Below are 22,468 nucleotides of genomic sequence, written 5' to 3'. Positions count from 1 at the left end.
TATGAGGCGGCTGTAGCCAGGCCGCTTTTGCCTGGCTGTTTTTACCAGACTGCTTCTACCAGGATTAACCAGGATTACGAATGGCGGCGCGTGAGCGACGCGGGCGGAGAACATCCCGCCTCGCGGCGCCACCGCGCGACGCCAAACGAACAGAGGTCAATACATGTCGATTCTGATTAACAAAGACACCAAGGTCATCACGCAGGGCATCACCGGCAAGACCGGTCAGTTCCACACGCGTGCTTGCCGTGAATACGCAAACGGCCGTGAAGCGTTCGTTGCGGGCGTGAACCCGAAGCGCGCCGGCGAAGACTTCGAAGGCATTCCTATCTACGCTAGCGTCGCTGAAGCCAAGGCTGAAACGGGCGCGACCGTGTCGGTGATTTACGTTCCGCCGGCAGGCGCTGCTGCTGCGATCTGGGAAGCGGTCGAAGCCGACCTGGATCTCGCAATCTGTATCACGGAAGGCATTCCTGTCCGTGACATGATCGAGCTCAAGGCACGCATGCGCGCAAAGAACAGCAAGACGCTGCTGCTCGGACCGAACTGCCCGGGCACGATCACGCCGGACGAACTGAAGATCGGCATCATGCCGGGTCACATCCACCGCAAGGGGCGCATCGGCGTCGTGTCGCGTTCGGGCACGCTGACCTATGAAGCAGTCGGCCAATTGACGGCGATCGGCCTTGGCCAATCGTCGGCAGTCGGTATCGGCGGCGACCCGATCAACGGTCTGAAGCACATCGACGTGATGAAGATGTTCAACGACGATCCGGAAACGGACGCCGTCATCATGATCGGCGAGATCGGCGGTCCGGACGAAGCGAATGCTGCTGAGTGGATCAAGGACAACATGAAGAAGCCGGTGGTTGGCTTTATCGCCGGTGTTACGGCGCCTCCGGGCAAGCGCATGGGCCACGCCGGCGCGCTGATCTCGGGCGGTGCGGACACGGCTGAAGCCAAGCTGGAAATCATGGAAGCTTGCGGCATCAAGGTCACGAAGAACCCGTCGGAAATGGCGCGTCTTCTGAAGGCGATGCTGTAAAAACGAAATTCGCGCGCAGTCACGGCGCGTTTTTGATACGCTTACGAAACCCTTTCGTGAGCGGGCAGTCTTAAAAAGCGGGGGAGTGTAGACTCCCCCGCTTTTTTATTGCCCGCGCGTCCTATTCCTTCTTGCTCTTTCACTCATGCTCGAGTTTTTCGCCACGCTCCATTGGGGCGCAGTCGTTCAGATCATCGTCATCGACATCCTGCTGGGTGGCGACAACGCCGTGGTGATCGCGCTTGCCTGCCGCAACCTCCCGGCCGAGCAGCGTACCAAGGGCGTGCTGTGGGGCACGGCCGGTGCGATTTTGCTGCGCGTGGCGCTGATTGCGTTTGCCGTGGCGCTGCTCGACGTGCCGTTGCTGAAATTCACCGGCGGCCTGTTGCTGCTGTGGATCGGCGTGCGCCTGATGGCGCCCGCGCATGACGTCCACGAGAATATCAAGCCGGCCGATAAGCTGATGTCGGCGATCAAGACCATCATCATCGCGGATGCGGTGATGAGCCTCGACAACGTGATCGCAATTGCTGGCGCGGCTGAGGCGGCCGACCCCGAACATCGCCTCGCGCTAGTGATTTTCGGCCTGGTGGTGAGTATTCCGCTGATCGTGTGGGGCAGCCAGTTGGTGCTGAAGCTGCTCGACCGTTTTCCGATCGTCATCACGCTCGGCGCTGCGCTGCTCGGCTGGATCGCGGGTGGCCTGATTGTCAACGACCCGGCCGGCGACCGTTGGCCGATCCTCGATGCGCCGGTGGCCGAGTACGGCATGAGCATCGCGGGCGCGCTGTTCGTCGTGATCCTCGGTTATCTGCTCAAGCGCCGCAACGCGAAGCGAGCGGCGGCTTAAGCTGACCTCAGCCGGAGCCCTGGCCGATGCGCCACGGCAACGGTGCGGTGGCCTGAACATGGAACCGCACCAGCACCGACTTCCGCTGCACTAGCGCAACGTTAGCCATTCGGCTGACTGTGTGGAACGCGCACCGCTGGCTACGATTGAAACGCCTGTCCCCGATTCGAGGGGCAGGCGTTTTTCGTTTCAGGAGCCTGCCGATGATCGTTACTTTGCCTTACTGCCCTTATTCACAGTCCACGCTTTCTCCGCGGAACGCGTTCGAACGAGCGCGCTGGACCGAGCGGCTCGCACGTGCATGCCGCTGCTTTAGTTTCGGCTTCACGCTGATCGAGTTGATGATCGTGCTGGCGATTGTCGGCGTAATCGCCGCCTATGCGATTCCGGCATATCAGGACTATCTGGCCCGCAGCCGCGTAGGGGAGGGTCTCTCGTTAGCTGCATCCGCGCGGCTCGCGGTGTCCGAAAACGCCGCTAGCGGGAATGCGTTCGGCGGCGGTTATGCGTCACCGCCTGCCACCCGCAACGTCGAATCTGTTCATGTCGACGACGACACCGGCCAGATCACCGTTGCTTTCACGACGCGCGTCGCGCCTGCCGGTTCGAACACGCTGACCCTGGTACCCTCGGTGCCGGACAATGCCGACGCACCGACTGCGCGGATCGCCTTGAGCAAGGGCGCCGTGCAGGCGGGTGCGGTCACCTGGGAGTGCTTCGCCGGCGGCAAAACGGCTTCGTCGTTGCCTGCGCCAGGCGCCGGGCCCGCACCGGCCGATGCGCCGTCCTTGCCGTCGAATCTTGCGCCGCCGGAGTGCCGTTCGTAAGCCACCGTGGGGGTGATCGGGTGAGTTGTTATCCGGACGTAAAACACTGATTTTCGGGATATTTCAGCCCAGCCGGCGCACAGCAGGAGAATTTTTTTGTATAGTGCGCCGGTTGCTGACGCCCTCCGGTTACTCGATGCCCACCCCATTTGCGCGCTACCTGTCTCTCATTCTGTTGGCTCTCGCGTTGGTGCTGCCTTATGCAGTTGCCAACCACACGTATCCGATTCCGACCTTCTACGCTGAATTCACGGCGCTCGCGTTGTATTTGCTGACGGGCGCGGGTGTCGTGCTGCTAGTGGGGACGGCCAGGCCGCGCGTGGCCTTCGCGTCGCCGGTTGTCGCGCTGGTGCCCTTGCTGTTCGGGCTGGTGTTGGTGGCGCAGTCGGTGCTGCTCCCGGTCTCGCAGCCCTCGATGAACTGGCTCGGCGGCGGTTACCTGCTCGCCGCGTTCATGGCGACACACGCCGGCTACGGTTTCACACGCGCCAAGCTGAACGAAACGGCGCTGCGCTGGGCGGCTGGGGCGTTGATCGTCGGTGGCCTGTTCGCGGTGTTCTGCCAGGTGATCCAGTTGTTTCACCTCGAAACGCGCGTGTCGCCGCTGGTCGTCGCCTATAACGTGATCGTCGAGCGGCGGCCGTTCGGCAATATGGCGCAGGCGAATCACCTCGCCACCTATATCGCCTTCGCGATGGCCGGTGCGCTGTTCCTCGTGCAGACACGGCGCATTGCCGTCAGCATCTGGCTGCTCGTGTCGACGATTTTCGCCATTGGACTGGCGTTGACCGTGTCGCGCGGCCCCTGGCTGCAGATGGGCGTGATCGTGTTGGCGGGTCTCTGGATGGCCTTCGCGCAGACGCGCAGTCAGCCGCATCTGCGCCGCGGCAATCGCGAATGGCTGATCCCGATTGCGTTGGCGGTGCTGTTCTTTGTCGTTAATGCATTGATCCGCTGGGCTAATGTGCACTATCACCTGGAACTTGGGCAGTCGGCGGCTGAGCGTTTCAAGGACGCTGGCCAGATCGCGCCGCGCCTTGCGCTGTGGAAATACGGCTGGACGATGTTCAAGACGCATCCGCTGCTGGGTGTCGGCTGGGGCGAGTTTCCGAGCTACCAGTTCGAGTATGCGAAGTCGCTGGGCGGCGTCGAGATTGCCAATAATTCTCACGACATCTTCATCGATCTGCTCGCGAAGACCGGCTTGATCGGCCTTGCAATCGTGCTGTTCGGCCTGATCACGTGGCTGGTGCGCGTGGTCCGCGCGCCGCAGAGCGCCGCGCGCGTGTTCGGCATCGCGCTGATCGGCGTGCTGGTCATGCATGCGCTGGTCGAGTATCCGCAGCAGTACATGTTCTTCCTGCTGCCGGCGATGTTCGTGTTCGGCTTGCTCGAGACACGGCCGCTGCGCCTCGTGCCTGGACGCCTTTCATTTGGCGCGTTCGTGGTGGTGGTGTTTGGCGGGTTGGCCGCGCTGTATCCGGTGTACAAGGATTACACGCGCTCCGAGGTGCTGTATTACGGCTCGCGTCCGGCAGAGCAATATCGGGCGGATCCGTCGTTCCTGTTCCAGGCGTGGGGCGAGTATGGTCTCGCGACGTTGGAGCCCATGAATTCGATGAACCTGCAGCACAAGCTCGCCATGCACAAGCAGGCGATGGCGCTGCTGCCCGGCGAAACCGTGCTGCGCCGGTACGCGGTGCTGCAGGCGCTGAGCGGCGATACGGCGGGGGCGTTCGACACTGTCGAGCGTCTGAAGATCTTTGCTCAGGAGTTGAAGGACTGGCCGTCGCAGTTGGCCTATGTGTATGAGCTGTGCGACGAGCAGAAGACGCTGGCCGGTTTCAAGGCGGAACTGCTCAAGCGCTATGGCATGCCGGCGGCCGACGTCAATCAGGACGACGACAGCGACGAGGATTGACCGGCAATGCCGCTGTCCGGGCGCGTTGATGCGCCTGGACAGAGGCGCCATCGGGTCAACCGGCGGCGACGTTCTGGGTAAACTGCAGGATGATAAATTCGGCCGGGCGGACCGCCGCCATGCCCACCTTGACAATCATTTTTCCTTGGGCGATGTCGTCAGCTGTCATCGAGGTGCCTTCGCCGATCGCCACGAAATAGGCATCTTTCTCGGTTGTGCCGACCAGCGCGCCCTGTCGCCAGAGGCTATGTAAATAATTGGTGACGGCGCTGCGCACTTTCTCCCAGGTCGGCGAATTATTGGGCTCGAATACCATCGGCTGCATTGCGTTTTTTATATCCCGTTCCGCACTATTGAACAGGCGCCGTACGGAGATATAGCGCCAGTCGTCACTATCTTCCAGTGTGCGTGCACCCCATATCACAGGACCCCGTCCGTCGAGATCGCGGATCATGTTGATCGCCTTGCCCTGATTGTATTGCCCCTGTAAATCGTCGCTGACTTTAAATAAAGGCTTGTAATTGCCTGCGATCGAGATATTTGCAGGCGCTTTCCATACGCCGCGTGTGCGGTCTGATTGGCAGTAAAGGCCGGCCGCCACTGCGCTGGGAGGAATTCCACCCGTGGTCCAGTCTACTGACAACCAAGGGTAATAAACCGCTGCATGCGGAGTGGAAGGAAAGTTACTTGCCGCATTGCCATCAGTAATTTCTGCTTGTGGGCCGTCGAATATCGCAAACAATCCTGAGCCTGATGTGCAAAGGGCGGTGACGGCTGAGTTGATATCCCGGCCCGCAGCGACAATCAGTGTAATGTCGCTATATTTCGGTACTTCAGTTGCTAAATTGCCATAATTGACTACATAGCAGGGGCCGCCTCCGCTTTCAAAATAGGCCCTTACGGATAGCAGATTCATGTCGGTGGTACCTGAACCCCACGAACCTATCGATGATATAAATTCAAGATAACTATTGAATTTTACTGCTGCGCTTTTCCAACTATTTACGGCAATTATCGGGACCGCGGTTGCGCTGGCGCTGACGGAAAGCGACGGCGATGCATCTTCCTCGATGTAGATGCCCGGATAGCTGACGGTAGTCGGCATAATCTTTCCTCATCCTTGAATAGGGAATAACTTGCTTTACCAAACACCAAGGCCGTGCAAATCACTGTTCGTCGGCTTACCTCGTGTTGAAAGCATTCGGCGAACGTGGCGTGCAGTCAGATAAGTGAAGCAATCGAGCGGATATCGGGGAGGGCGAAGCGTAACGTTCACCCTGAGGGGAGTATTGGACAGATCAATGGCGCTTGTCAGCGTGGTGAAACGCCACAGATCAGACAGTTGTCGTCGCGGTGCACGACAAGCCGCGGGAATTGAGCGTGTCGTCGTCGCTCAATCGTGGGCGCCGCGCCACGTTAAAACGGTGTAACAGCATTTAGCTGTATTAGCCCGCCACCCAATCCCCCGACTTCCCGCCGTGCTTCTCCAGCACCTTCACATCGGTGATCGTCATGCCGCGATCCACCGCCTTGCACATGTCGTACACGGTCAGCAGTCCGACCTGCACGGCGGTCAGCGCTTCCATCTCCACACCCGTGCGTCCCAGCGTTTCCACCTGCACAGTGCAATGCACGCCGGGCAGTTTTTCATCCAGGTCGAAGTCCACTTTGACGCGCGTCAGCGCCAGCGGATGACATAGCGGGATCAGATCGGCGGTGCGCTTCGAACCTTGAATCGCAGCGATGCGTGCGATCCCGATCACGTCGCCCTTCTTGGCGTTGCCGTCGCGGATCAGCACGAATGTCTCCGGCAGCATGCGAATCGAGCCACGCGCGACCGCGATGCGCCTGGTCTCCTGCTTACCGCCGACGTCCACCATATGCGCCTGGCCGGCGGCGTCGAAATGAGTGAGTTCAGGCATGGTTGGGCTCCTTCAGAGGGCGCCTATCATAGCAGTGTGGTTCGACGGGCCGGGATGATTACAATTGGCCCATGCCCGCTATCTTAGTCCGAGCGGCGGGCGTCGCTTTTCGACTTCGTCATATCGACCTCGCGATGCGTTCGAAACGGTTTCTTGCTGCGTTATTGTCTGTCGTGCTCGCGGCGCCGCCGGGCGCGTTTGCGCAATCGCGCACGGCTTCGAGCACGAACCTCGCGCTCAACATGCCGTCCGCGGAACCGCCGCTGGTAAGCGGTCCGGTTGAAGCTTTCGCCGACCCCATCGTGCCGCCGGGACTCGCCCAAGGCGTGTTCGGCGTCTATGGCGGCGCACAGAGCCGCTTTTCCGGTAGCGCTGGCGCGAGCACCAGTTGGCGCGCCCCGATCGTCACGCAGCAACTGCCCGACCTCGGCAACGGCGGCTCCGGCTCGCTCACGCCGCAAGCCGAGCGCAAGCTCGGCGAGCGCGTGATGCGCGAGGTGCGCCGCGACCCCGACTATCTCGACGACTGGCTGGTGCGCGACTACCTGAACTCGGTCGCCGCGAAACTCTCTGCGGCGGCGAGTGCGCTATACATTGGCGGCTATCGTCCGGACTTCGAGCTGTTCGCGGTGCGCGACGCGCAGATCAACGCGTTCTCGCTGCCGGGCGGTTTTATCGGCGTGAACACCGGTTTGATCGTGACGACGCAAACCGAGTCCGAACTCGCCTCCGTGCTCGGCCACGAGATGGGGCACGTCTTGCAGCGGCATATTTCGCGTATGATCACCGCCGGCGAACGCGGCTCCTATGCCGCGCTCGCCGGCCTGTTGTTCGGCATTCTGGCGGGCGTGCTCGCGCACAGCGGCGACCTTGGCAGCGCGATTGCGATTGGCGGCCAGGCCTATGCGGTCGACAACCAGTTGCGTTTCTCGCGCTCCGCCGAGCAGGAAGCGGATCGCGTCGGCTTTTTGCTGCTGGCCGGTGCCGGCTACGACCCCTACGCGATGACCACGTTTTTTGGCCGCCTCGATCGCGCGGCAATGAACGACACAGGCATACCGGCCTACGCGCGCACCCATCCGCTGACTGGCGAACGGATTGCCGACATGGAAGACCGTGCGCGCCGAGCGCCTTACCGGCAGCCGCATCAGACGTCCGAATATGGTTTTGTGCGGGCGCGGGCGCGCTTGCTGCAGGACCGCTCGCGCAGCGAATACGCCGATGAGATTTCGCGCCTGCGCTCCGAAATCGAGGACCGTACCGCAGTGAACGTCGCGGCGAACTGGTACGGGATTGCGTATGGGCAGATGCTGCTCGAACGTTACGACGATGCGGCGGCATCGCTGGCTGCGTCGCGCGCTGCGTTTGCAGCCGGCGAACGCGGTGAAGGCGAGCCCATGCGCAGTTCGCCGAGTCTCGACGTGCTGGCGGCCGACATCGCGCGCCGCGCCGGGCGCGATGACGAGGCGGCTCGTCTGGCCGAGTTCGCACAGAAGCGCTGGCCGCAGTCGAACGCCGCGATCGACATGCATATCCAGACCTTGCTGACCTTGAAGCGATTCGCCGACGCGCAGGCTTTGGCTTTGAAGGAAACGCGTGCACAACCCGATCAGCCTGCCTGGTGGATGTATCTCGCGCAGTCAAGCGCCGGCAGTGGCGATGCGTTGACGCAGCATCGGGCTTTGGCCGAAAAATTCGCGCTGGAGGGGGCTTGGCCGTCGGCCATCCGGCAACTGAAGGAAGCGCGGGATCTGAAGACGATCGGCTACTACGATCTCGCGACCGTCGATGCCCGGTTACATGAAATGGAGAGCCGCTATAAAGAGGAGCGGCTTGACGAGAAGAGTTAGGGGCTGCCGGCTTGCGCTATCTGACACGGAACGTGGGCTGCGCAAAAAAACCAGGCGATAAGTAAGCCGGCAAACGACCTAGACATTCGCCGCCGGACTATCGACAAACCCGAACCGCGCGGCAACCTCATTTCGCTGCACCCCCTGCAAGGGCAGCACAACTCCATTGTTCCAGCGGAACGCCCCGCTCATCGAGTCATCGCCCAGCGCTGCGTGGTCGGAAAAAACCTCGAGGTCGTGATCGTGCAAAACAGCGACTCGCAGTGGCGCGGAGGCATCGACAAACAGAACCCCACCTTCGTCGTCGACAAACACAGCCGAAGGCTCGAAAGCCCCACCGGCCTGGTCAGTCAAAGCAAGCACCCCAGCGGCATCGGCTGACAACCGCACCACCCACGGCGTATAACCCAACTCGATATAGACCCGCTGCGGTCCATTCTGAAAAAACCACTGCCCGCGTTCATCGGCGTCGTAATTCCGATTGATGAATCCGAGCAACGCCTCATGCCGAATCGGCGTACCGGGCGCACCGCTGGCCTGAGCGGCTTCATCCCGCATGCGCCAGTTGCCGCGCCGGTCCAGCATCAGCCATCCCGTGCAACTCGGCACGTTCGGCCATTTGGCCAAAGCCTGCTTGACGACGTCATCCATGATCGACGTACCGCTCCAGATAACCGAACACGCGCCGCGACAACCAGTCGATGCGGCCCGGGAAGGGGCCGGTCATAAAGCCAGCGTGGCCGCCGTGCCGGGGTTGATCGAGTTCTACAAATTCCGACACCTCGTGCGGCGCCGGTAACGCCTCGGCCGGCAGGAACGGGTCGTTGCGCGCGTTCAGCACCAGTGTCGGCACGGCAATGCCAGGCAACAACGGCCGTGTGGTCGCGCTGCTCCAGTAGTCGTCGGTATCGCGGAAGCCGTGCAGCGGCGCCGTCACCACGTTGTCGAAGTCGTACATCGTGCGGCTCGCCAGCATGGCGTCGCGGTCGAACAGTCCGGGAAACTGCGCCAGCTTCTGTTCGGCCTTCTGTTTCAGCGTCTTCAGGAAACTGCGCGTGTAGACCATGCCGAAGCCCTGCGACAACGCGCGGCCGCCGGCATGCACGTCGATCGGCGTCGAAATTGCCGCGGCGGCCGAGAGCACCGGCGACGCATCTTCGCGCCGTTCGCCGAGCCAGCGCAGCAGTACATTGCCGCCGAGCGACACGCCCGCCGCCACGATCGGCCCCCGATGCGTGGCGCGCAGGCGGCGGAGGATCCAGTCGACTTCGTTGCTGTCGGCGAGATGATAGAAGCGCGGCAACAGATTCAGCGGTCCGCTGCAACTGCGAAAGTGCGGCACGACGCCGTGCCAGCCGTACTCGCGCGCGGCCGCCATCAACGTGGCGGCATAGTGCGACGTGGAACCGCCTTCGAGGCCGTGAAACAGGACGAACAGCGGAGCGTTGTCGGCGGGAAGGCTAAACGAGGAGGCGGGGGCGAGCGCAGAGGCGGCTCCGCCGTCATGCACCACCCAATCGAGATCGATGAAATCGCCGTCCGGCGTATCCCAGCGTTCGCGCCGGAACGTGATGGCCGGGCGGCGCCCGAACAGCGCAGGGACGATGGTCTGCACGTGCCGGTTCGGCAGCCAGAGGGGCGCACGGTAGAACAGATCCACGGTGGCCGTGGCGCGTGCCGCGCCGGTGGAAGCGGATTGATTGTGTGCCGTCCCCCAATCCCCCGATCCCCCATGGGGACTTCCGTCGGGGCGGTGGACTTCCTGCGGGGCGAGGGACTTCCTGCGGGGCGTGCTCATGCCAGTGTCGAAGCAAAAAGGTAAAACCGGTATAACAGATGAGAAACGCAGATGAAACGCCCGTCAGGCGTCAGTGCAACGACCCTTGGCCATGCCGCATCTTCGTGGCGAACTGACTGGCGGCCTCATTCGGCATCGGACTCGCGTGAATATGCGCGATCCGCCACTCGCCGCGTTCGTGGACCATGACGTAAGTGGTGAACACCATGGTGGGGGGAGCTTTGGGATCAGCCGGGCGGTGCGCTTCGGCGATCGCATAGACAACTGTGCCGAGGCTGTCGTAGACGCGAATATCGAGCGGTTCAATCGAAACGGGCGCGGTTTCGAGCTGGATTTGCAAGCCGGCGCGAATGCTGTCGAGGCCGTGCAGGTGGGAGCCGTCGGCGCAGATGCAGCTAACGAACTCCTCATCGATCCACAGGCCCATCAAACTATCGATATTGACCTCGGCGATGGCCTGGTAATAGGCGTTCAGCGTATCGGCGGCGGCTTCGAAGATATGGGCAAAACGTGGCATGGCTCGTCAGTCTCTTGTGCGTGGCGCGCGGTTGCGGGGCGGCGGTCAGCGGGACAGTCCGGAGCACCGGACAATCGCACCCAAGCGCGAGGATGCCCGCGCCGCAAGGCGCGAACATGACGCGACGCGCTCAGAGGCGTGCGGTGTTGCGTGCAAGTATCAGTCGAATCAGTTTGGCTCAACGTTGCGCCAGCAACATGCCGCGCAAATCGCCGAATACCTGCTCGGCGCTCAACTGCTTCAGGCAGTTCAGATGCCCGAGCGGACACTCGCGCTGAAAACAGGGGCTGCATTCGAGATGAAGCCATTGTACCTTCGCAAGCTCGGACAAGGGCGGCGTGTGGCGCGGATCGGTCGAACCATACACGGCCACCAGCGGACGGCGCAGCGCGGCGGCCACGTGCATCAAGCCTGAATCGTTGGTGACGACTGCGTTGGCCCGCGAGATCAGCGCGCAAGCCTCACCCAGCGCGGTTTGGCCGCACAGGTTACGCACGTTTGGCGCTCTCTCGGCGATGGCCTGAGCAAGCGCCGCGTCTCTGGGCGAGCCGAGCGCGATGATCTGCGTGTACGGGAACGACTGACCGACGATCTGCGCGAGCGCTGCGAAATGCTCCGGCGGCCAGCGCTTGGCCGGACCGTACTCGGCGCCAGGGCAGAACACCAGCAGTGGCACGCGCGTGTCCAGATTGAAGCGTGCCGATACGCGCGACGCTTCGTTCAGGTCAGCATCGAGCCGCGGCATCGGCAGGTCGTCGGGGATCCTGGCGCCTGGCGCGTAGGCGAGGGCGGCGTAGTGGCCGACCATCGGCGGCCGCTCGTCCTTGCGCGGATTCGCGTGGCGCACGTTCAGCAAGCCATAGCGGCTTTCGCCGGTATAGCCGATGCGTAGCGGAATGCCCGCCATCCACGGAATCAGCGCCGACTTGAGCGAATTCGGCAGGACATAGGCCGCGTCGTAGCCGACATCGCGCAAGTCGCTCGCCAGTTGCCAGCGGCGCAGCATCTGCAGCTTGCCGTGCGCGAGGTCCGTTGCGTAGACGTCGCGGATCTCGGGCATGCGTTCGAGCACAGGTGCAACCCACGAGGGCGCGACCGCGTCGATCACGATGCGCGGATGCAATTTCACGAGGCGCGCAAACAGCGGCTGCGCCATCAATGCGTCACCGATCCAGTTCGGTGCGATAACCAACGCGCGACGCATCAGAGTGAGTGTCCGGTATCGAAATGAAGCGCCGCGCGCGCTATGCGCGTGGCGTTCGATTGTGTCAAAAGGGAAAAGCCGCGAGCTTGCAATGCGGATCAGGCAAGGCCGGCCCCGCCGCGGCTGCGGCTTTGCTGCGAAGCGCTCGCCTGACCGCCACCTGCTGCAATAGCAAAGCCGGCCCGTCACGTGACGAACCGGGCAGCGGGTGGCCCGGCAAAGAGCGCAGCAAGCGATCAGCGCTCAGTGCGCAGTGTCACAAGGTTAGTGACCCTTGACCACCTCGCCGTCACGCAGCTTGTAGCGCGTGCTGCAATACGGGCATTTGGCTTCGCCGTGCGTGACGTCGATAAAGACGCGCGGATGCGCGCTCCAGCGCGGCATGGCTGGATTCGGGCAATACGCCGGCAGGTCTTTTGCCGACAGTTCGACCAGCGGCATTTCCTTGATTTCGCTCATGGGGACTTTCTCAATTTATACAGGGTCGTGCATCGCACCGCCCAAAGGCCGAGGACTCAAGGGCGGGGCAGCGCGCGTTAGATCTTGGTCAGCCAGTGCGCGTACTTCTCGCTCTTGCCGTTCACGATGTCGAAGAAGCCCGATTGCAGCTTCTCGGTGATCGGGCCGCGTGCGCCCGAGCCGATCGTGCGGTTGTCGAGTTCGCGGATCGGCGTGACTTCGGCGGCGGTGCCGGTGAAGAACGCTTCGTCGCAGGTATAGACTTCGTCGCGCGTGATGCGCTTTTCGATTACCTGGATGCCCGCGTCGCGCGCCAGCGTGATGACCGTGTCGCGCGTGATGCCGTCGAGGCACGACGACAGATCCGGCGTGTACAGCTTGCCGTTGTTCACGAGGAAGAAATTTTCGCCGGAGCCTTCCGACACGTAGCCGTCCACGTCCAGCAGCAGCGCTTCGTCGTAACCGTCGGCAATTGCTTCCTGGTTGGCGAGGATCGAATTCACGTACCAGCCCGAGGCCTTGGCGCGGACCATCGACACGTTCACGTGATGGCGCGTGAACGACGAGGTCTTCACGCGGATGCCCTTGGCAATACCGTCTTCACCGAGGTAAGCGCCCCACGGCCAGGCGGCGATCGCCACGTGGATCGTGTTGCCCTTGGCCGACACGCCAAGCTTTTCCGAGCCGACCCAGATGATCGGGCGCAGGTAGCAGGATTCCAGCTTGTTTGCACGGACCACTTCGCACTGCGCGGCGGCCAGCGTTTCGTGGTCGAACGGCACGTCCATCTGGAAGATCTTGGCCGAGTTCAAGAGGCGCTTGGTGTGCTCCTGGAGGCGGAAAATCGCCGTGCCGCCGTCCGCCGTCTTGTAGGCGCGCACGCCTTCGAAAACGCCCATGCCGTAATGCAGCGTGTGGGTGAGCACGTGGATCTTGGCGTCGCGCCAGTCGATGAGCTTGCCATCCATCCAGATCTTGCCGTCGCGGTCGGCCATTGACATACGATTCTCCAGCAGTGCGGTGAAAGAGCGTCATTTTAGCGTCTTTTGCACACGAAACGGGCATTTGGCCGCACACCGGGCGCTATAATTCGGCGCACGCATAATTCAAATCCGGATGCGCCAGCGGGTGCTTGACGACCTGGCGCCGACTTCCCTTCGTTGCGGCGCCGCCCGGCGCCCGCGTTTCGCCTCATGCTCGCTCGCCTGTCAGATACCGATCGCCGTGCCTTCCGTGAGGGCGCGCGCGACTATTCGCCCACGCTAATGGCAATTTTCTCCTGGGGCCTCGTCACCGGCATTGCAATGAGCAAGTCGGTGCTCACGCTGCCGCAGGCGCTCACCATGTCGCTGCTGTGCTACGCCGGATCGTCGCAACTGGCCGTGCTGCCGCTGCTGGCCGCCAAGCTGCCGATCTGGACCGTGCTGCTCACCGCCGCCATGGTCAATACGCGTTTCGTGATCTTCAGCGCCGGTCTTGCGCCGCATTTTTCCTATCTGCCAATGTGGCGGCGCATCGTGTTGGGCTACTTCAACGGGGACGTGATCTATCTGCTGTTCCAGAAGAAGAGTTTCCAGAGCGGCTACGTGCCGGGCAAAGAGGCGTACTTCTGGGGCATGGCGGTGTGCAGCTGGCTGTCGTGGCAGGTGTCGTCGATCGTCGGCATCCTGCTGGCGAGCCTGATTCCGGACAACTGGGGCCTCGCGCTCGCGGGCACGCTGGCGCTCTTGCCGATCATGGTGTCGGCGATCGCCACGCGTTCCACGCTGGTTGCCGTCAGCATCGCGGGCCTGGTGTCGCTGCTCGCTTTCGACCTGCCGTACCGGCTTGCGCTGCCGCTCGCGGTGATCGCGGCGATTGTCGCGGGCAGTGCCGCCGACCTGATGGTCGAGCGCGCCGACTTGCGCCGCATCCGTAACAGCGCCGGAGGTACCCAATGACATCCACGCAGATCTGGCTGGCCATTATCGGCATGACCTTCGTCACCGCCGTGACACGCGCCATGTTTCTAATCGGCGGCGAGCGCACGGTTTTGCCGGCGCGCGTGCAGCGGATGTTGCGCTATGCGCCGGCCGCGGCGCTTGCCGCCGTCGTGCTGCCCGATGTGCTGGCGACGCCGGACGGGCTCTCGTTTGCGCTGTCGAACCACGAGTTTTACGCGGCGCTGGCCGGTCTTGCGTGGTTTTTGTGGCGGCGCACCATGCTCGGCACGATTGTGGTGGGAATGGTCGTGTTCACGCTCTTGCGCCTCGTTATGTAATTGATCGAGGCGGGAATGCTGCATTGCGACATGCGCGGCGCATTCTTCAAATACGGGACATTCGCCGGTTGCGGGTTAGAAGGTCGTGTGGATCAGTTAAAATGGCCGTTTCCGGGATAAGCGCGCCGGTGCATGGCGCGACAGCCGCGGCCATGCCGCCGGCGCCCGATTCAGTGGAACCGCTGCCGTGCCAAAGCGCTGGAGTTTGCCGCGCCTGGATGCCAGCGCGTCATCCGCCACCGCCTTCTCATCAACTCGCACATACACGCCCATGAACAAGGTATTGCGTCTCTCCGATCTGATCGCCGAAGGCAAGCTAGCCGGCAAACGCGTGTTTATCCGCGCCGATCTGAACGTGCCGCAGGACGATCAAGGCAACATCACCGAAGACACCCGCATCCGCGCCTCCGTGCCGGCGATCAAGGCAGCGCTGGACGCAGGCGCCGCCGTGATGGTCACGTCGCACCTGGGCCGCCCCACTGAAGGCGAATTCAAGCCGGAAGACTCGCTTGCGCCGGTTGCGAAGCGTCTGGCCGAGCTGCTCGGCCGTGACGTGCCGCTGCTCGCCAACTGGGTCGAAAACGGCGTGAACGTCACGCCGGGCCAGGTCGTGCTGCTGGAAAACTGCCGCGTCAACAAGGGCGAAAAGAAGGATTCAGACGAGCTCGCGCAAAAAATGGCGAAGCTCTGCGACGTCTACGTGAACGACGCGTTCGGCACCGCGCACCGCGCCGAAGCCACCACGCACGGCATCGCCAGATATGCGCCGATCGCCTGCGCCGGCCCGTTGCTGGCCGCTGAACTCGAAGCGCTCGGCAAGGCGCTGGGCGCGCCGAAGCGTCCGCTGGTGGCGATCGTCGCCGGCTCGAAGGTGTCCACCAAGCTGACCATTCTGAAATCGCTGGCCGACAAGGTCGACCAGCTGATCGTCGGCGGCGGCATTGCCAATACGTTCATGCTGGCGGCTGGCCTGAAGATCGGCAAGTCGCTCGCCGAAGCCGATCTGGTCAACGAGGCCAAGGCCATCATCGACGCGGCGAAAGCCCGCGGCGCCTCGGTGCCGATCCCGACCGACGTGGTCACGGCCAAAGAGTTCTCGCCGACCGCCAAGGCTGAAGTCAAGGCAGTGGCCGACGTGCAGGACGACGACCTGATCCTCGACATCGGACCGGAAACCGCCAAGGTGCTCGCCGCACAACTGGAAAAAGCCGGCACGATCGTGTGGAACGGGCCGGTCGGCGTATTCGAATTCGATCAGTTCGGCAACGGCACCAAGACCCTGGCTGACGCGATCGCCAACTCGGCGGCGTTCTCGATTGCAGGCGGTGGCGACACGCTCGCGGCGATTGCCAAGTACGGCATCCACGACAAAGTCAGCTATATCTCGACGGGCGGCGGCGCCTTCCTCGAGTTCCTCGAGGGCAAGACACTGCCCGCTGTCGCAGTTCTGGAATCGCGGGCTTAACGTGGTGACGCGCTCCCCCTCAGCGAAGTCTGCAAAAGCGCAGGGCGGTCAGCGCGGCAGCAAGTCGCCGCGCAACGCCGCAGCAGCAACGGCAGGGGAGCGCGAAGCGCGCTCCGCCGCCACCACGGCCGCAGCCGGATCTGTTGAATCTGTGATTGCGCAGCAGGAAGAATCCGGGTCGCCCCCAGCGCTCGCGGAGTTGACCACTGCCAACGAGACCGCAGAATTGTCCAACGGACAAGCCGCCCACTCGCCGGCAGAACTCCCGGACGAAGAGGTCGCGCTCGCACCCCCACCGGCCCCCCCCGTGCTGGTGTCGAACACCGCTTCACCCCATAAAGCGACGCTGGTTTCAATCGGCGCGCAGCCCCCCGTAGCACCCTTCGGTGCGCAGCCTCCGCATCCGACTCGCAGCGCTCATTCCAGCGATCCCATCCAGACGAGGAGACTCATGCATCGCGCTACCAAGATTGTCGCTACCATCGGACCGGCTTCCAGTACGCCGGAAATTCTGCTGCAAATGATTCGAGCAGGGTTGGACGTGGTGCGGCTCAATTTCTCGCACGGCACCGCCGACGACCACCGCCAGCGCGCCGAATTCGTGCGCGAGGCGGCCCGCCAGGCCGGCCGTGAAGTCGCCATCATGGCCGATCTGCAAGGACCGAAGATCCGGGTCGGCAAATTCGAAAACGGCAAGATCATGCTGGCCGCCGGCGAGCCGTTCGTGCTCGACGCCGACTGCGAACTCGGCAACCAACAACGCGCCGGTCTCGACTACAAAGACCTGCCGCGCGACCTGAAGCCGGGCGACGTGCTGTTGCTCAACGACGGCCTGATCGTGCTGGACGTCGAGCGCGTGATCGGCAGCGAAATCCACACCACCGTGAAGATCGGCGGCGAGCTGTCGAACAACAAGGGGATCAACCGCCAGGGCGGTGGCCTGTCGGCGCCGGCGCTGACCGCGAAAGACATGGAAGACATTCGCACGGCGATGTCCCTCGGCGTGGATTTCGTCGCGGTATCGTTCCCCAAGAACGCCACCGACATGGAAATGGCCCGCCAGCTCGCGAACATCGCGGGCGCGCCGTACGGGATCAAGCCGAAGATGATCGCGAAGATCGAGCGGGCGGAAGCGATTCCGGCGCTGCAAGGCATCCTCGACGCATCGGACGGCATCATGGTCGCGCGCGGCGATCTGGCCGTGGAAGTGGGGAATGCGGCAGTTCCCGCGCTGCAAAAGCGCATGATTCGGATGGCGCGCGAATCGAACAAGTTCGTGATCACCGCGACTCAGATGATGGAGTCGATGATCTACGCGCCGGTGCCGACGCGCGCCGAAGTCTCGGACGTCGCCAACGCGGTGCTCGACGGCACGGACGCGGTGATGCTGTCGGCCGAATCCGCAGCGGGCAAGTACCCGGTGCAGACCATCGAGACGATGGCGGCGATTTGCCTCGAAGCCGAGAAGTCGGAGCAGTCGGAGCTGGACAAGGATTTCCTCGACCGCACGTTCACGCGAATCGACCAGTCCATCGCCATGGGCGCGCTGTTCACGGCCTATCACTTGGGTGCGAAGGCGATCGTCGCGTTGACCGAATCGGGTTCGACCGCGCTGTGGATGTCGCGTCACTGGACGCATGTGCCGATTTTCGCGCTCACGCCGCGCGTGGGCAGCGAACGGGCGATGGCGATCTACCGCAACGTCACGTCGCTGCATCTGGACACCAGCAGCGACCGCGATACCGCGTTGCAGCAGGCGCTGGAGACCGTGGTCGGCAAGGGCTACGCGTCGCGCGGCGACATGGTGGTGCTCAGCGTCGGCGAGCCGATGGGCCAGGCAGGCGGCACGAACACGCTGAAGATCGTGCGCGTCGGCGAGCCGTATTGATTTGGCGGCAAGCATCCTGCGTGGGATCGGAGTAAGAGTTATAGGACCTGAGTAAGAGCTTTGCATGGGATCAGAGTAAGCGCTGAAGCGCTAACTCTGATCGACAGCCTTGCATGGGACCTGAGTAAGCGCTAAAGCGCTAACTCAGGTCGACAGCCTTGCATGGGATCAGAGTAAGCGCTAAAGCGCTAACTCTGATCGACACAGGCTTGGCCCAAGCGAAGCAGGTTGTCATGCCCCGCGAGAGGCGGCGCACAGACTCCAATCGCGCGTGAAGGAAAACGCGCTTTAGGGAATGTGTGAACGGGTATGCAGCTTGCTTCGCGATAAAATCGCCAAAAAAAGATGCCGACGGCACAGAATTCGTTTCAATCTAAGGAGTTACAGCATGCCTCTCGTATCAATGCGTCAATTGCTGGATCATGCCGCCGAAAACGGTTATGGCATTCCAGCCTTCAACGTGAACAACCTGGAGCAGGTGCAGGCGATCATGGCCGCGGCCGACAAGGTCAACGCCCCGGTCATCATGCAGGCATCGGCCGGCGCGCGTAAATACGCGGGCGAGCCGTTCCTGCGTCATCTGATCGAAGCCGCGGTCGAGTCGTACCCGCATATTCCGGTCGTGATGCACCAGGATCACGGCCAGTCGCCGGCGGTCTGTATGGCGGCGATCCGCAGCGGTTTCACCAGTGTGATGATGGACGGTTCGCTCGAAGCCGACGGCAAGACGGTGGCTTCGTACGAATACAACGTCGAAGTCTCGCGCAAGGTGGTTGAAGCGGCGCACTCGATCGGTATCACGGTGGAAGCGGAACTGGGCGTGCTCGGTTCGCTGGAAACCATGAAGGGCGACAAGGAAGACGGCCACGGCGCGGAAGGCACGATGACCCGCGAACAACTGCTGACCGACCCGGAGCAGGCCGCCGACTTCGTCAAGCTGACCCAATGCGACGCGCTGGCGATCGCGATCGGTACGTCGCACGGCGCGTACAAATTCAGCAAGAAGCCCACGGGCGACATCCTGTCGATCCAGCGCATCAAGGAAATCCACCAGCGCATTCCGAATACGCACCTGGTGATGCACGGTTCGTCGTCGGTGCCGCAGGAACTGCTCGCGGAAATCCGCGAATTCGGCGGCGACATGAAGGAAACCTACGGCGTGCCGGTCGAGGAAATCCAGGAAGGCATCAAGAACGGCGTGCGCAAGGTCAATATCGACACCGACCTGCGTCTGGCGATCACCGGTGCGATCCGCCGCTACATGGCGACCAATCCCGGCAAGTTCGACCCGCGCGATTACCTGAAGCCGGCGCGCGAAGCGGCGATGAAGATCTGTCTCGAGCGCTTCACGCAATTTGGCTGCGAAGGCCAGGCTGGCAAGATCAAGCCGGTTTCGCTTGATAAAATCGCGGAGAAGTACAAATCGGGCGAACTCGCGCAAGTCGTCCGCTAAGCTATAACCAAGCTCTACATCTGGCTGATTGGCCAGGTTGTCGTTCGATCGCCGTTCCCGCATCATCCGGGGAACGGCGTTTCCCTTTTGTTCCGGTCACACTTTTTGCCCCACTTTTAGCGAACCACGACGATGTCTACCCTTTACGAATCCACGCTCCACTCGCTGCCGCTGCTTGGCCGCGGTAAAGTCCGCGACAATTATGCGGTGGGAAACGACCAGTTGCTGATCGTCACGACCGACCGTCTGTCGGCGTTCGACGTCATCATGGGCGAGCCGATTCCGAATAAGGGCCGCGTGCTCAACGAAATGGCGAACTTCTGGTTCGAGAAGCTGAAGCATGTGGTGCCGAACCACCTCACGGGCGTGGCGCCCGAATCCGTGGTGGCGGCTGACGAAGTCGAGCAGGTCAAGGGCCGTGCAGTGGTGGTGAAGCGCCTCGAGCCGATCCTGGTCGAAGCGGTGGTGCGCGGCTATCTGGCCGGCAGCGGCTGGAAAGACTACCAGGCAACCGGTTCGGTATGCGGTGTCGAACTGCCGCCGGGCCTGCAAAACGCGCAAAAGCTGCCTGAGCCGATTTTCACGCCGGCAGCCAAGGCAGAAATGGGTCACCACGACGAAAACATCACGTACAACGAGATGGAACGCCGCATCGGCACCGAACTGTCGGCCACGATCCGCGACATCTCGATCAAGCTGTACAAGGAAGCTGCTGACTATGCCGCAACGCGCGGCATCATCATCGCGGATACGAAGTTCGAATTCGGTCTGGACAATCACGGCCAGCTGTACCTGATGGACGAGGCGCTGACTGCCGACTCGTCGCGCTTCTGGCCGGCTGACCAGTATCAGGTCGGCACCAACCCGCCGTCGTTCGACAAGCAGTTCGTGCGCGACTGGCTCGAAACCCAGCCGTGGAAGAAAGAGCCGCCCGCGCCGAAGCTGCCGGATGACGTGGTCACGAAGACGGGCGAGAAGTACCAGGAAGCGCTCGAACGCCTGACTGGACACAAGCTCGCCTGATTGCGCGTAGCTGGGTACACCCGCGCTGCGTGAGAAAACGCAGGACCACCCCAAGTTGTCCGCTCAGGAGGAAGTCCCCTTGGGGGATCACCCCCCTCGGGGAGCCTGGCGCGAAGCGACAGGTCTGCGGGCGCTCTCAAGAAACAAGGAAGCCGTAAGATGAGTGAAGTCCAGACTGCCCATACGCATGCCGCGCCGGTTGTTGGCGTGCTGATGGGGTCCAGTTCCGACTGGGAAGTGATGAAGAACGCCGTTGCGATTCTGCAAGAGTTCGGCGTGCCGTACGAAGCCAAGGTCGTGTCGGCGCACCGGATGCCCGACGAGATGTTTGCGTATGCCGAACGCGCGCGCGAGCGCGGCATTCGCGCGATCATCGCGGGTGCGGGCGGCGCGGCGCATCTGCCGGGCATGCTGGCCGCCAAGACCACGGTGCCGGTGCTCGGCGTGCCGGTGGCGAGCAAGTATCTGAAGGGCGTCGATTCGTTGCACTCCATCGTGCAGATGCCCAAGGGCGTGCCGGTTGCCACGTTTGCAATCGGCGAAGCGGGCGCGGCGAATGCGGCGCTGTTCGCGGTGTCGATTCTGAGCGGCACGAGCCCCGAGTATGCGGAAAAGCTGGCTGCGTTCCGCGTGCGCCAGAACGAAGCGGCCCACGCAATGGTGCTGCCGGCGCTGTAAGCGCCAAGGCTGATTGTTTTTAGACGTCCCCTCATGTCCGACCCCCGGCCGGATGCCGCTAATGCACGTTTTGCATGCGCATCCGGCCGTGACCGACCACTAAGATGAACCCTGACAACACACCGGTTTCACCGATTCTGCCCGGCGCATGGCTTGGCATGGTCGGTGGCGGCCAGCTCGGCCGCATGTTCTGCTTTGCCGCTCAGGCGATGGGCTATCGCGTCGCCGTGCTCGACCCGGACGAAAACAGTCCCGCGGGCGCGGTTGCCGACCGCCACATCCGCGCGCCTTACGACGACGAAGCGTCGCTCACCGAACTCGCGCGCCTGTGCGCCGCGGTGTCGACCGAGTTCGAGAACGTGCCGGCGGCGAGCCTCGATTTCCTCGCGAAAACTACATTCGTGAGCCCGGCCGGCCGTTGTGTCGCGGTGGCGCAGGACCGGATCGCCGAGAAGCGTTTTATCGCGTCGTCGGGCGTGACGGTGGCGCCGCACGTGGTAATCGAATCGTCGGACGCGCTGGCCGCGCTCGACGATGCGAAACTCGAAGCCGTGCTGCCCGGTATTCTCAAGACCGCGCGCATGGGCTACGACGGCAAAGGCCAGATCCGCGTGCGCAACGCCGAGGAAGTGCGCGAGGCGCATGCGTCGCTGGCGGGCGTTCCGTGCGTGCTGGAAAAGCGCTTGCCGTTGAAGTTCGAAGTCTCCGCGCTAATCGCGCGCGCGGCGAACGGCGCATCGGTGGTGTATCCGTTGGCGCAGAACACGCATCGCGACGGCGTGCTGTCGCACACCATCGTCCCCGCGCCGGATGCAAGCCCGACGCTGGTCCAGCAAGCGCAACAGGCCGCGCTGCAAATCGCGGACAAGCTCGGCTATGTCGGCGTGCTGTGCGTCGAGTTCTTCATTCTCGAAGACGGTTCGCTGGTCGCCAACGAAATGGCGCCGCGTCCGCACAACTCCGGCCATTACACTGTCGACGCCTGCGCGACCAGTCAGTTCGAACAGCAGGTCCGCGCGATGACCGGCATGCCGCTTGGCGACACGCGCCAGCATTCGCCGGCGGTCATGCTGAACATCCTCGGCGACGTCTGGTTCCCGGGCGGCCCGAAGGGGGCGGCGGTCACGCCGCCGTGGCACGAAGTCGCCGCCATGCCTGCGGCGCGTTTGCATCTGTACGGCAAGGAAGAAGCACGGTGCGGCCGCAAGATGGGTCACGTGAACTTCACGGCCGCGACGCTCGAAGAAGCCCGCACGGCGGCGCGCGATTGCGCGCGGCTCCTGCACATCCTCACGAGCTGACGCGAAC

21 protein-coding genes are annotated in these 22,468 nt (G+C 62.8%); 13 read left to right on the top strand and 8 right to left on the bottom strand.

The window, feature by feature from the left end:
- Positions 1–163 precede the first annotated feature (163 nt).
- The 4 genes from sucD to P3T22_RS14535 all read left to right on the top strand — a co-directional run bounded on the left by sucD (position 164) and on the right by P3T22_RS14535 (position 4,643).
- Positions 164–1,045, top strand: a complete 882-nt coding sequence (gene sucD, locus P3T22_RS14550) for a succinate--CoA ligase subunit alpha (RefSeq protein WP_429325308.1) — start codon at positions 164–166, stop codon at positions 1,043–1,045.
- Between the two features lie 145 nt (positions 1,046–1,190).
- Positions 1,191–1,895, top strand: a complete 705-nt coding sequence (locus tag P3T22_RS14545; protein ID WP_429325307.1) for a TerC family protein — start codon at positions 1,191–1,193, stop codon at positions 1,893–1,895.
- 203 nt (positions 1,896–2,098) lie between these two features.
- Positions 2,099–2,722: a pilin gene (locus tag P3T22_RS14540; RefSeq protein ID WP_429325306.1), complete on the top strand. Its 624-nt coding sequence runs from the start codon at positions 2,099–2,101 to the stop codon at positions 2,720–2,722.
- A 136-nt stretch (positions 2,723–2,858) separates the two neighbouring features.
- Positions 2,859–4,643 carry a PglL family O-oligosaccharyltransferase gene (locus P3T22_RS14535; RefSeq protein WP_429325305.1) on the top strand — a complete coding sequence of 595 codons (1,785 nt, stop codon included), beginning with the start codon at positions 2,859–2,861 and terminating at the stop codon, positions 4,641–4,643.
- A gap of 55 nt (positions 4,644–4,698) precedes the next feature.
- Here P3T22_RS14535 and P3T22_RS14530 read toward each other — a convergent pair whose 3' ends face one another.
- Positions 4,699–5,748 carry a phage tail sheath family protein gene (locus tag P3T22_RS14530; RefSeq protein WP_063497260.1) on the bottom strand — a complete coding sequence of 350 codons (1,050 nt, stop codon included), beginning with the start codon at positions 5,746–5,748 and terminating at the stop codon, positions 4,699–4,701.
- Between the two features lie 340 nt (positions 5,749–6,088).
- Positions 6,089–6,565 carry a cyclic pyranopterin monophosphate synthase MoaC gene (gene moaC, locus P3T22_RS14525; protein ID WP_429325304.1) on the bottom strand — a complete coding sequence of 159 codons (477 nt, stop codon included), beginning with the start codon at positions 6,563–6,565 and terminating at the stop codon, positions 6,089–6,091.
- Positions 6,566–6,699: 134 nt separating this feature from the next.
- Between moaC and P3T22_RS14520 the strand changes: the two genes are divergently transcribed.
- The gene (locus tag P3T22_RS14520; RefSeq protein ID WP_063497249.1) at positions 6,700–8,415 is read left to right on the top strand and encodes a M48 family metalloprotease; all 1,716 of its coding nucleotides are present in this window, start codon (positions 6,700–6,702) and stop codon (positions 8,413–8,415) included.
- 78 nt (positions 8,416–8,493) lie between these two features.
- On the opposite strand, the gene P3T22_RS14515 is transcribed toward P3T22_RS14520, so the two are convergent.
- The 6 genes from P3T22_RS14515 to P3T22_RS14490 form a co-directional block, all read right to left on the bottom strand.
- Entirely contained in the window at positions 8,494–9,066 is a 573-nt protein-coding gene (locus tag P3T22_RS14515; RefSeq protein ID WP_063497248.1) for a DUF2946 family protein, read from the bottom strand.
- Positions 9,059–10,213, bottom strand: coding sequence for a YheT family hydrolase (locus tag P3T22_RS14510; protein ID WP_429325303.1), 1,155 nt, complete (start codon positions 10,211–10,213; stop codon positions 9,059–9,061). The genes P3T22_RS14515 and P3T22_RS14510 overlap by 8 nt, the downstream gene beginning before the upstream one ends.
- Before the next feature lie 70 nt (positions 10,214–10,283).
- Positions 10,284–10,730, bottom strand: a complete 447-nt coding sequence (locus tag P3T22_RS14505; RefSeq protein WP_063497246.1) for a nuclear transport factor 2 family protein — start codon at positions 10,728–10,730, stop codon at positions 10,284–10,286.
- Positions 10,731–10,908: 178 nt separating this feature from the next.
- Positions 10,909–11,934, bottom strand: coding sequence for a lipopolysaccharide heptosyltransferase II (gene waaF, locus P3T22_RS14500; RefSeq protein ID WP_063497245.1), 1,026 nt, complete (start codon positions 11,932–11,934; stop codon positions 10,909–10,911).
- Between the two features lie 264 nt (positions 11,935–12,198).
- Entirely contained in the window at positions 12,199–12,393 is a 195-nt protein-coding gene (locus tag P3T22_RS14495) for a zinc-finger domain-containing protein (protein ID WP_007180502.1), read from the bottom strand.
- A 77-nt stretch (positions 12,394–12,470) separates the two neighbouring features.
- A complete protein-coding gene (locus P3T22_RS14490) occupies positions 12,471–13,394 on the bottom strand; it encodes a branched-chain amino acid transaminase (RefSeq protein WP_063497244.1) in 924 nt (307 codons plus the stop codon).
- Positions 13,395–13,586: 192 nt separating this feature from the next.
- Here P3T22_RS14490 and P3T22_RS14485 point away from each other — a divergent pair, with 192 nt between their 5' ends.
- From P3T22_RS14485 to P3T22_RS14450, 8 genes are all read left to right on the top strand, one after another.
- A complete protein-coding gene (locus P3T22_RS14485; RefSeq protein ID WP_063497243.1) occupies positions 13,587–14,333 on the top strand; it encodes an AzlC family ABC transporter permease in 747 nt (248 codons plus the stop codon).
- Positions 14,330–14,653 (top strand): AzlD domain-containing protein, encoded by a 324-nt coding sequence (locus P3T22_RS14480; protein WP_063497242.1) that lies wholly within the window; start codon positions 14,330–14,332, stop codon positions 14,651–14,653. Before P3T22_RS14485 ends, P3T22_RS14480 begins: the two co-directional genes overlap by 4 nt.
- 271 nt (positions 14,654–14,924) lie before the next feature.
- A complete protein-coding gene (locus tag P3T22_RS14475; RefSeq protein ID WP_429325302.1) occupies positions 14,925–16,118 on the top strand; it encodes a phosphoglycerate kinase in 1,194 nt (397 codons plus the stop codon).
- 451 nt (positions 16,119–16,569) lie between these two features.
- Positions 16,570–18,006: a pyruvate kinase gene (gene pyk, locus P3T22_RS14470; protein WP_063498081.1), complete on the top strand. Its 1,437-nt coding sequence runs from the start codon at positions 16,570–16,572 to the stop codon at positions 18,004–18,006.
- A 388-nt stretch (positions 18,007–18,394) separates the two neighbouring features.
- Positions 18,395–19,459: a class II fructose-bisphosphate aldolase gene (gene fba / locus P3T22_RS14465; protein WP_063497240.1), complete on the top strand. Its 1,065-nt coding sequence runs from the start codon at positions 18,395–18,397 to the stop codon at positions 19,457–19,459.
- Positions 19,460–19,591: 132 nt separating this feature from the next.
- Positions 19,592–20,482: a phosphoribosylaminoimidazolesuccinocarboxamide synthase gene (locus P3T22_RS14460; protein WP_028196245.1), complete on the top strand. Its 891-nt coding sequence runs from the start codon at positions 19,592–19,594 to the stop codon at positions 20,480–20,482.
- Positions 20,483–20,641: 159 nt separating this feature from the next.
- A complete protein-coding gene (purE, locus tag P3T22_RS14455; RefSeq protein ID WP_063497239.1) occupies positions 20,642–21,160 on the top strand; it encodes a 5-(carboxyamino)imidazole ribonucleotide mutase in 519 nt (172 codons plus the stop codon).
- Between the two features lie 104 nt (positions 21,161–21,264).
- Entirely contained in the window at positions 21,265–22,461 is a 1,197-nt protein-coding gene (locus P3T22_RS14450) for a 5-(carboxyamino)imidazole ribonucleotide synthase (protein WP_063497238.1), read from the top strand.
- Positions 22,462–22,468: the final 7 nt, after the last annotated feature.

The organism is Paraburkholderia sp. GAS348, from assembly GCF_050434205.1.
Taxonomy (GTDB): Bacteria; Pseudomonadota; Gammaproteobacteria; order Burkholderiales; family Burkholderiaceae; genus Paraburkholderia.
Note: the sequence above shows the minus strand (reverse complement) of the source record. Positions and strands in the feature narration are given on the sequence as shown.

Excerpts from the sequence above, each read along its gene's own strand:
- P3T22_RS14545 (WP_429325307.1), top strand. The coding sequence starts at position 1,191 with ATGCTCGAGTTTTTCGCCACGCTCCATTGGGGCGCAGTCGTTCAGATC.
- P3T22_RS14485 (WP_063497243.1), top strand. The coding sequence starts at position 13,587 with ATGCTCGCTCGCCTGTCAGATACCGATCGCCGTGCCTTCCGTGAGGGC.
- P3T22_RS14475 (WP_429325302.1), top strand. The coding sequence starts at position 14,925 with ATGAACAAGGTATTGCGTCTCTCCGATCTGATCGCCGAAGGCAAGCTA.
- sucD (WP_429325308.1), top strand. The coding sequence starts at position 164 with ATGTCGATTCTGATTAACAAAGACACCAAGGTCATCACGCAGGGCATC.
- P3T22_RS14535 (WP_429325305.1), top strand. The coding sequence starts at position 2,859 with ATGCCCACCCCATTTGCGCGCTACCTGTCTCTCATTCTGTTGGCTCTC.
- P3T22_RS14450 (WP_063497238.1), top strand. The coding sequence starts at position 21,265 with ATGAACCCTGACAACACACCGGTTTCACCGATTCTGCCCGGCGCATGG.
- P3T22_RS14515 (WP_063497248.1), bottom strand. The coding sequence starts at position 9,066 with ATGGATGACGTCGTCAAGCAGGCTTTGGCCAAATGGCCGAACGTGCCG.
- P3T22_RS14460 (WP_028196245.1), top strand. The coding sequence starts at position 19,592 with ATGTCTACCCTTTACGAATCCACGCTCCACTCGCTGCCGCTGCTTGGC.
- pyk (WP_063498081.1), top strand. The coding sequence starts at position 16,570 with ATGCATCGCGCTACCAAGATTGTCGCTACCATCGGACCGGCTTCCAGT.
- P3T22_RS14505 (WP_063497246.1), bottom strand. The coding sequence starts at position 10,730 with ATGCCACGTTTTGCCCATATCTTCGAAGCCGCCGCCGATACGCTGAAC.
- P3T22_RS14480 (WP_063497242.1), top strand. The coding sequence starts at position 14,330 with ATGACATCCACGCAGATCTGGCTGGCCATTATCGGCATGACCTTCGTC.
- P3T22_RS14495 (WP_007180502.1), bottom strand. The coding sequence starts at position 12,393 with ATGAGCGAAATCAAGGAAATGCCGCTGGTCGAACTGTCGGCAAAAGAC.
- P3T22_RS14520 (WP_063497249.1), top strand. The coding sequence starts at position 6,700 with ATGCGTTCGAAACGGTTTCTTGCTGCGTTATTGTCTGTCGTGCTCGCG.
- P3T22_RS14490 (WP_063497244.1), bottom strand. The coding sequence starts at position 13,394 with ATGTCAATGGCCGACCGCGACGGCAAGATCTGGATGGATGGCAAGCTC.
- fba (WP_063497240.1), top strand. The coding sequence starts at position 18,395 with ATGCCTCTCGTATCAATGCGTCAATTGCTGGATCATGCCGCCGAAAAC.
- moaC (WP_429325304.1), bottom strand. The coding sequence starts at position 6,565 with ATGCCTGAACTCACTCATTTCGACGCCGCCGGCCAGGCGCATATGGTG.
- purE (WP_063497239.1), top strand. The coding sequence starts at position 20,642 with ATGAGTGAAGTCCAGACTGCCCATACGCATGCCGCGCCGGTTGTTGGC.
- P3T22_RS14540 (WP_429325306.1), top strand. The coding sequence starts at position 2,099 with ATGATCGTTACTTTGCCTTACTGCCCTTATTCACAGTCCACGCTTTCT.
- P3T22_RS14510 (WP_429325303.1), bottom strand. The coding sequence starts at position 10,213 with ATGAGCACGCCCCGCAGGAAGTCCCTCGCCCCGCAGGAAGTCCACCGC.
- P3T22_RS14530 (WP_063497260.1), bottom strand. The coding sequence starts at position 5,748 with ATGCCGACTACCGTCAGCTATCCGGGCATCTACATCGAGGAAGATGCA.
- waaF (WP_063497245.1), bottom strand. The coding sequence starts at position 11,934 with ATGCGTCGCGCGTTGGTTATCGCACCGAACTGGATCGGTGACGCATTG.